This is a genomic window from Vicinamibacteria bacterium, assembly GCA_035620555.1.
In the GTDB taxonomy this organism is placed as follows: domain Bacteria; phylum Acidobacteriota; class Vicinamibacteria; order Marinacidobacterales; family SMYC01; genus DASPGQ01.
The window spans coordinates 1-6,172 of record DASPGQ010000758.1 but is presented as its reverse complement, the minus strand read 5'-3'; the positions used below and the strand labels follow the sequence as shown (position 1 = coordinate 6,172).

Annotated in this window: 9 protein-coding genes; 7 read left to right on the top strand and 2 right to left on the bottom strand. The window is 62.7% G+C overall.

From position 1 onward, the window contains the following. Positions 1–182 (bottom strand): Rrf2 family transcriptional regulator (locus tag VEK15_30390; protein HXV65043.1); only part of this gene is annotated, 182 nt, incomplete at its 3' end. Between the two features lie 69 nt (positions 183–251). Between VEK15_30390 and VEK15_30385 the strand changes: the two genes are divergently transcribed. The 7 genes from VEK15_30385 (at position 252) to VEK15_30355 (ending at position 5,897) form a co-directional block, all read left to right on the top strand. Further along, positions 252–1,436 (top strand): ABC transporter permease, encoded by a 1,185-nt coding sequence (locus VEK15_30385; protein ID HXV65042.1) that lies wholly within the window; start codon positions 252–254, stop codon positions 1,434–1,436. After that, positions 1,433–2,161 (top strand): outer membrane lipoprotein-sorting protein, encoded by a 729-nt coding sequence (locus tag VEK15_30380; GenBank protein ID HXV65041.1) that lies wholly within the window; start codon positions 1,433–1,435, stop codon positions 2,159–2,161. Before VEK15_30385 ends, VEK15_30380 begins: the two co-directional genes overlap by 4 nt. A gap of 6 nt (positions 2,162–2,167) precedes the next feature. Next, the gene (locus VEK15_30375) at positions 2,168–3,214 is read left to right on the top strand and encodes a 3-oxoacyl-[acyl-carrier-protein] synthase III C-terminal domain-containing protein (protein ID HXV65040.1); all 1,047 of its coding nucleotides are present in this window, start codon (positions 2,168–2,170) and stop codon (positions 3,212–3,214) included. Further along, a complete protein-coding gene (locus VEK15_30370; GenBank protein HXV65039.1) occupies positions 3,208–3,723 on the top strand; it encodes an isoprenylcysteine carboxylmethyltransferase family protein in 516 nt (171 codons plus the stop codon). The genes VEK15_30375 and VEK15_30370 overlap by 7 nt, the downstream gene beginning before the upstream one ends. A gap of 5 nt (positions 3,724–3,728) precedes the next feature. Further along, positions 3,729–3,968: an acyl carrier protein gene (locus VEK15_30365; protein HXV65038.1), complete on the top strand. Its 240-nt coding sequence runs from the start codon at positions 3,729–3,731 to the stop codon at positions 3,966–3,968. Then, positions 3,965–5,440, top strand: a complete 1,476-nt coding sequence (locus VEK15_30360; protein ID HXV65037.1) for an AMP-binding protein — start codon at positions 3,965–3,967, stop codon at positions 5,438–5,440. The genes VEK15_30365 and VEK15_30360 overlap by 4 nt, the downstream gene beginning before the upstream one ends. A gap of 103 nt (positions 5,441–5,543) precedes the next feature. Next, positions 5,544–5,897 (top strand): DUF433 domain-containing protein, encoded by a 354-nt coding sequence (locus VEK15_30355; GenBank protein ID HXV65036.1) that lies wholly within the window; start codon positions 5,544–5,546, stop codon positions 5,895–5,897. 40 nt (positions 5,898–5,937) lie between these two features. Here the strand turns inward: VEK15_30355 and VEK15_30350 are convergent. Beyond that, positions 5,938–6,172, bottom strand: a 235-nt coding sequence (locus tag VEK15_30350) for a hypothetical protein (GenBank protein ID HXV65035.1), incomplete at its 5' end; no start/stop codon positions are given.

Genomic DNA, 6,172 nt, shown 5'->3' with positions numbered 1-6,172 from the left:
CCTCTCACCGACTCGGCGAGCCCCGCCTTGGCAAGGCGATGCAGGAGCTTCTCCGCGTAGGCCACGGAAATGCCTTCTTGAGCGGCCACTTCCCGGACGGTGATCGGCTTGGCCTCCTTCGCACTGCGGGCGAGCTGCAGTAGGCATCGAATCCCGTATTCCTCTTGCGCCGTCACCTTCATGCCTCTAATTCTGATTAAACCTGACTTTTTTGTCAAGTATTATGATGCTATACTCCGAGAACCTTGAGAGTGCTCATTTTGCTGATAATCAAGGATTTGCGACTACTCGTCCGAGATGCCATCGCTTTGCTGCTTCTCTTCCTGGCACCCATCCTGGTGATTGCCGCGGCGGGGTTCTCCCTTTCGACCCTGTACCGGAGCGAGCGGCACCTCCTTCCTCTGACCGACCTCGACGGGGGTGAGATCGCTCGCACGCTCGTGGCGACTCTGCGCGAAGCCGCCGAGCTGGAAGTGGTCGAAGTGGGAGTCAACGAGGCGCGCCGCCTGGTAGGGGAAACTCCCCGCGCGGGCGCGGCTCTCGTCATTCCCGAGGGCTACCCGGCGGACGATGTCGCGCTTCAACTCTTGACCGACCCGGTGAAACACCTCGAGGTGCTCAAGATTCAAGCTGCCGTGGAGCGGGCGAACGCGGGCATCGTGACGAGCCGGGTGGCTTCTCGCATTGCCGTCGTCGAGGTCCTGACCTATGCCGGCGAGACGGTGGATCTCGAGGCCCTTGGGGAAGACGCGGCCAAGCTCGCCTCCCGCCTCCTCGAAAAGAACAGCCGACTCGAGGAAGCGAGTGTCTACGGGGGGACTACCACATTCAATACATTCGACCAGAACGTTCCCGGCTTCGGACTAACGTTCCTCCTGCTGGGAATGCTCTTCGGGGTGGGCCTCGGGATTCTGGACGAACGGGAGTGGGGAACGATGTACCGACTCGCGGCCGGACCCGTCTCGGAGTCGAAGCTGGTCGTTGGTAAGATGCTCTCACGCTTTCTCATGGGCCTCGTCCAGATGACCTTGCTCTTCGCCGTTGGTCGCCTGGCTTTCGGTATTTCGCTCGGGCGGTCGCTCGTCGCCCTCGCGCTCGTCGTGGTCGCGGTGACCTTTGCCTCGGCATCCCTGGGGCTACTGGCCGCGTCCCTCGCCCCGAGCCGTGATGCCGTCTTGCCGATGGGAACGATCGGGGTGGTGGTGATGGCGGCAATCGGCGGTTGCTGGTGGCCGATCACCATCGAGCCTCTGTGGCTGCAGCGGCTGGCGCATGTCTTTCCCACCGCGTGGGCCATGGGCGCGTTCAACGATCTCATGCTTCGCGAGCGGGCTTTCGTCGAGGTCGTGCCCTCGTTGATTGCCCTCCTGGGATTCGGAGCTCTCTACCTCGTTTTCGGAGTGCGCCTTTTTCGTCGCCCCGGAGTCGGCGCTTGATCGCAATCCTCGTTGCCATCCAGCTTTCGGCCGGGGCCGTGGTCGCGCGGGTCAAAGAAGGCGACCTGAAGATCGGCGACCTGCAAGCGCACGCACGTCTCGAGATCGTCTCGGGCGGTGAGACGAAGTCGAGAAGCTTCGATCTGTTGCTCAAGCGAGACGGCGTGGATTACCGTGCCCTCATCGTCATGCGCGAGCCGGAGACCATGGAGGGCACGACGTTCCTCGTCCATGCAGCGCGGGGAAAGAAGAACCGTGAGTGGGCTTACTTTCCGGATCTGGATCTCGTTCGCGAGATCGCAGGAAAGGGCCAGGACGATTCGTTTCTGGGCTCGGACATCACCTACGGAGATCTCGCGGGAGGAGCCCACCTCGACGACCTCCTCCACCGTCTCGTGGGAGAGGAGACGCAGGATGGAGCTCCGTGCTACGTGATGGAGGGGGTGCCACGTCACGACATTACCTACGGTAAGCTCCGTGGCTGGGTTCGCAAGGAAGACTTCGTGACCGTGAAGGCCCAGTTCTTCGATGACACCGGGGCGCTGATGAAAGAGGCGAGGATCACCGACATCCGGGAGCTCGACGGAGGCGCAAAGCTGGGGCATCGCATCGAGCTCGTGAACGACGCCGCCGAGAGCCGAACCGTGCTCACGTTCTCCGATGTCGTCATCAACCAGGGGCTTTCGGACGAGCGTTTCCGCGAGGAGAGCCTCCCGGGAAGGTGACGGGAAATGCGTATCCTGGACGCGACCTGGGCCCTTCCCGAGCACTATTACTCCCAGGATGACCTGTCCGCGGCGCTGAAGAAACACTGGGCGGACAAACTCTTCAATCCCGAACGGCTCGAGCAGCTCCATCGCAATGTTCTCGTTTCCGGTCGACATCTCGCGCTTCGACTCGACGAGTACGAAGGCCTTTCCTTCAAAGGCGCGAACGACGCGTATCTTCGATGTGCCGTCGATCTGGGTGCGCGCGCTCTCGAGGACGTCCTCGAGCGCAGCGATCTCACCCCTTCGGAGATCGATCATTTGTTCTTTGTGTCGACGACCGGTATCGCCACGCCTTCGATCGACGCACGGCTGGTGAACCGTCTGGCTCTGCGGCCGAACGTGAAGCGCTCGCCTCTGTTCGGGCTCGGCTGCGCCGGCGGGGCGGTGGGGATCACTCGCGCAGCGGACTACCTGCGCGCCTTTCCCCGCGAGATCGCAGTCCTCCTCTCGGTGGAGCTGTGCAGCTTGACGCTGCAAAGAGAGGATCTCTCGATACCGAATCTGATCGCGAGCGGACTCTTCGGCGACGGCGCTGCCGCCGTGGTTCTCGTCGGAGCCGACCGGATGGCTGCGGGACCTGCCGTGGTGGCCTCCCGCTCGGTCTTCTACCCCGACACCGAGCACATCATGGGGTGGGACGTTACCGACGACGGTTTCGGAGTCGTGCTCTCCGCCGAGATCCCCGATCTCGTCCGGCGGGAGATGAGGCGAAACGTGGACGATTTTTTGAGCGCGCATCGTCTCGGGTTGGAGTCCATCGAGACCTTCGTCTGCCATCCCGGTGGTCCGAAGGTTCTCGAGGCCTTCGCCGCCGCGCTCGACGTGCCCCGAGAAGCGCTCGCCTTGACGTGGCAAAGCCTGGAGAGGTTCGGGAATCTCTCCTCGGTGTCGGTTCTGGTCGTTCTCGCCGAAACTCTCCGCCAGCGAACGCCCGCCCCGGGAAGCTACGGTCTGCTCCTGGCGATGGGGCCGGGCTTCGCGACCGAGCTGGTCTTGCTCCGATGGTGAGTTTGTATCTGGCTTTCATTGCGATGATCGCGGCGGAACGGGTCGTCGAGCTCGTGGTGAGCCGCTCCAACGCCGCCTGGGCGGGGAAGCACGGAGCGATCGAGTACGGGCAGGACCACTTCGCCTGGATGAAGGCCGTTCACGCGAGCTTCCTCGTCGCCTGTCCTCTGGAAGTCGTCGTCTTCGACCGGCCCTTCGTTCCCCTTCTCGGGTATCCGATGCTCGCCGTGGCAGTGCTCGCCCAGGTGATCCGCTACTGGGCGGTCGTCTCACTCGGGAGACGCTGGAACGTTCGCGTTCTCGTCATTCCGGGAATGCCCCTCGTCAAGAGCGGCCCATACCGTTTCATGCGCCATCCAAACTACCTCGCGGTGATTCTCGAAGGGCTCGCCGTGCCGCTCGTGCATTCGGCTTGGATCACCGCGGTCGGTTTCAGTGGGCTGAACGCGTGGCTTCTTTCGATTCGCATCCCCATCGAAGAGCGTGCTCTTCTCGAGCACGCGGGTTGACTCCGGTGGAGCGGGGGGCGATCCTCGAGGGAGTTCGAGAAGTCTTTTCCGAGCAGCTCCGCCTCTCGGGAGTGGAAGAGTCCACGCATCTCTTCGACGACTTGCACCTCGACTCCATCCAGCAGCTCTCGTTGGTCATCGGACTCGAGAACCGCTTTCGCGTCAAGCTCGAAGAGAGCGACGAGAGCGGACTCTCGACGGTCTCCGACATCGTCGAGCTCATATCGCGGAAGCATCGATCGTGACCACTCTCATCGAGTCGCTGCTCCAGGCTTCGCGAACTTCCGAAGGAGTGACGTTCGTCGACCGAGACGAGGAGCAGTTCTTTCCCTACCTCCAGATCCTCGAGCGAGCGCGCCGGGTTGCTGGAGGCCTGCGCGCGATCGGGATCGAGCGGGGCGAGCGCGTCGGGATCTCGATCCCTACGAGCATCGCCTTCTATGACGCTTTCTTCGGCGCCCTGTTTGCGGGTGCGGCGCCCGTTTCTCTGCCGCTGCCGCCGCCTTTCGGCGATCGCGCGACCCATAACCGCAGCGTCAAGGGGATGCTGTCGCAGTGCGACGGGCGACTCCTTCTGAACAGAACGACGCTGGACGGGCTTCCCCGAGCCGGAGACGCTCAGTCCGAGCCCCGTCCCGAGGAGCTGGCTCTCGTCCAGTTCTCCTCAGGCACGACCGAGGGTCCGAAGCCGATTCCTCTCACCCACCGGCAGGTTCTTGCCAACGTGCGCACCCTCCTCGGTGCTTTCCTCTCGGCTTACCCCGAGCACGGCGGGTTTCGGCACATTGGCGTGTCGTGGCTTCCCCTCTACCACGACATGGGTCTCATCGGCGCCGTTCTCGCGGCGATGGCGCATCCGGGTCCGCTGTTCCTCCTCAAGCCGGAGCAGTTCATCGCGCGACCCGCGTCGTGGCTGCGGGCTATTTCACGTTACGCAGCGAGCTTGAGCGCGGCCCCCCATTTCGCCTACGAGCTCTGCCTCGAGCGCGTTCGCGACGAGGAGCTCGAAGGGGTCGATCTGTCGTGCTGGCGCCTGGCTCTCGACGGCGCGGAGATGGTGGGCCCAGGGACGCTCGACCGCTTTGCCGAACGGTTCGCGCGATTCGGCCTGCGACCAGAAGCCCTGACGCCCGTGTACGGGCTTGCGGAAGCTGCTCTCGCGGTGACGTTCGGCAATCCGCATGCCCTTCCTTCGGTTCGCGAGCGCGACGGGCAGCAGCTCGTGAGCTGCGGACGTCCGCTTCCCGGGTATCACGTGAGGATCGCGGAGGGCGGGAAGATTCTGATTCGGGGACCGTCGATCATGAACGGCTATCTCGGAATGCCAGAGGAGTCGAGCGAGATTCTGCGAGACGGCTGGCTCGACACCGGGGACCTCGGCTTCATCGAGGACGGCGAGCTCTATGTCACCGGGCGTTCGAAGGAGCTCGTCATCGTTCGTGGTCGAAACTATTCGCCCACCACGATCGAGAGGACGGTGAAAGAGCTTCCGGGAGTGTTCGCCGTGGTCGCGGTCAACGTGGCGACCGACCGTGGCGAAAAGCTCGCCCTGCTCATCGAATCGGAAGGCGACGGCTTCGAGGGACGAGTCCGGTCGGTGGTCTCGGAGCGGCTCGGAATCGATCCCGACTACCTCCTGTTCCTCGCGCCGGGAAAACTCCCCCGAACGACGAGCGGCAAGCTCAAGCGAAGCGAGGCAGTCCGCTTGATCTTGTGATTCTAGGGAGATCTCGATACCGTCGGGATGATCCGAATCTCCCGAACGGGACGGACGGGCACGACCTCGAACGGGCTGCTAAGAGAGGGAAGTTCGCAGTAAAATGAAAGAACCCATGGCGACTCGGACTGATCCGAAGGTTGAGCTCCCTGCGGGGTACGTGTATTCCCACATCACAAAGATCCCGGCGGTGTGTGGAGGCCGACCGTGCATCGATGACACACGGGTGCGCGTCGTCAACATCGTCTTCTTGCACCAAGAGGGTTACACGCCCGAGCGAGTGCTGGAGCAGCATCCGGACCTAAATCTTGCTCAGGTCAACGCGGCGCTTGCCTATTACTACGATCATCCAGACGAGATCGACGCCTACATCGAAGAGGACAAAGCCTGGGACGAGAAGTACGAGCGGGATAAGGCCGAGTTTCTGAGCAAACGACGTTCGTCGGCCCCCCGATAGCTTGGCTGGACGCTTCCCTCTCTACACGGACAATGACGTTCTAGGAGCTCGCGTAAAGGCTCTCCGGCGAGCCGGCTAGGACGTTGTCCGAGCTATCGATACGCTTCCCAAGAGAACTCCAGATCCCGTGCACTTCGAAAAAGCGGTTCAGCTCGGCCGCGTTTTGGTGACGAACGATCAGCCCCTCGTCGACATCGCTCATCAATGGATTCAACAGGGTCGCCGATTCCAAGGAATGGTCACCTGGCCGCGGGATCACCATAAACGAATGAGCA

What these genes read in the sequence shown, in the direction of transcription:
- VEK15_30355 (HXV65036.1), top strand. Translation starts at nt 5,544, where the DNA reads ATGAAAGAACCCATGGCGACTCGGACTGATCCGAAGGTTGAGCTCCCT.
- VEK15_30370 (HXV65039.1), top strand. Translation starts at nt 3,208, where the DNA reads ATGGTGAGTTTGTATCTGGCTTTCATTGCGATGATCGCGGCGGAACGG.
- VEK15_30375 (HXV65040.1), top strand. Translation starts at nt 2,168, where the DNA reads ATGCGTATCCTGGACGCGACCTGGGCCCTTCCCGAGCACTATTACTCC.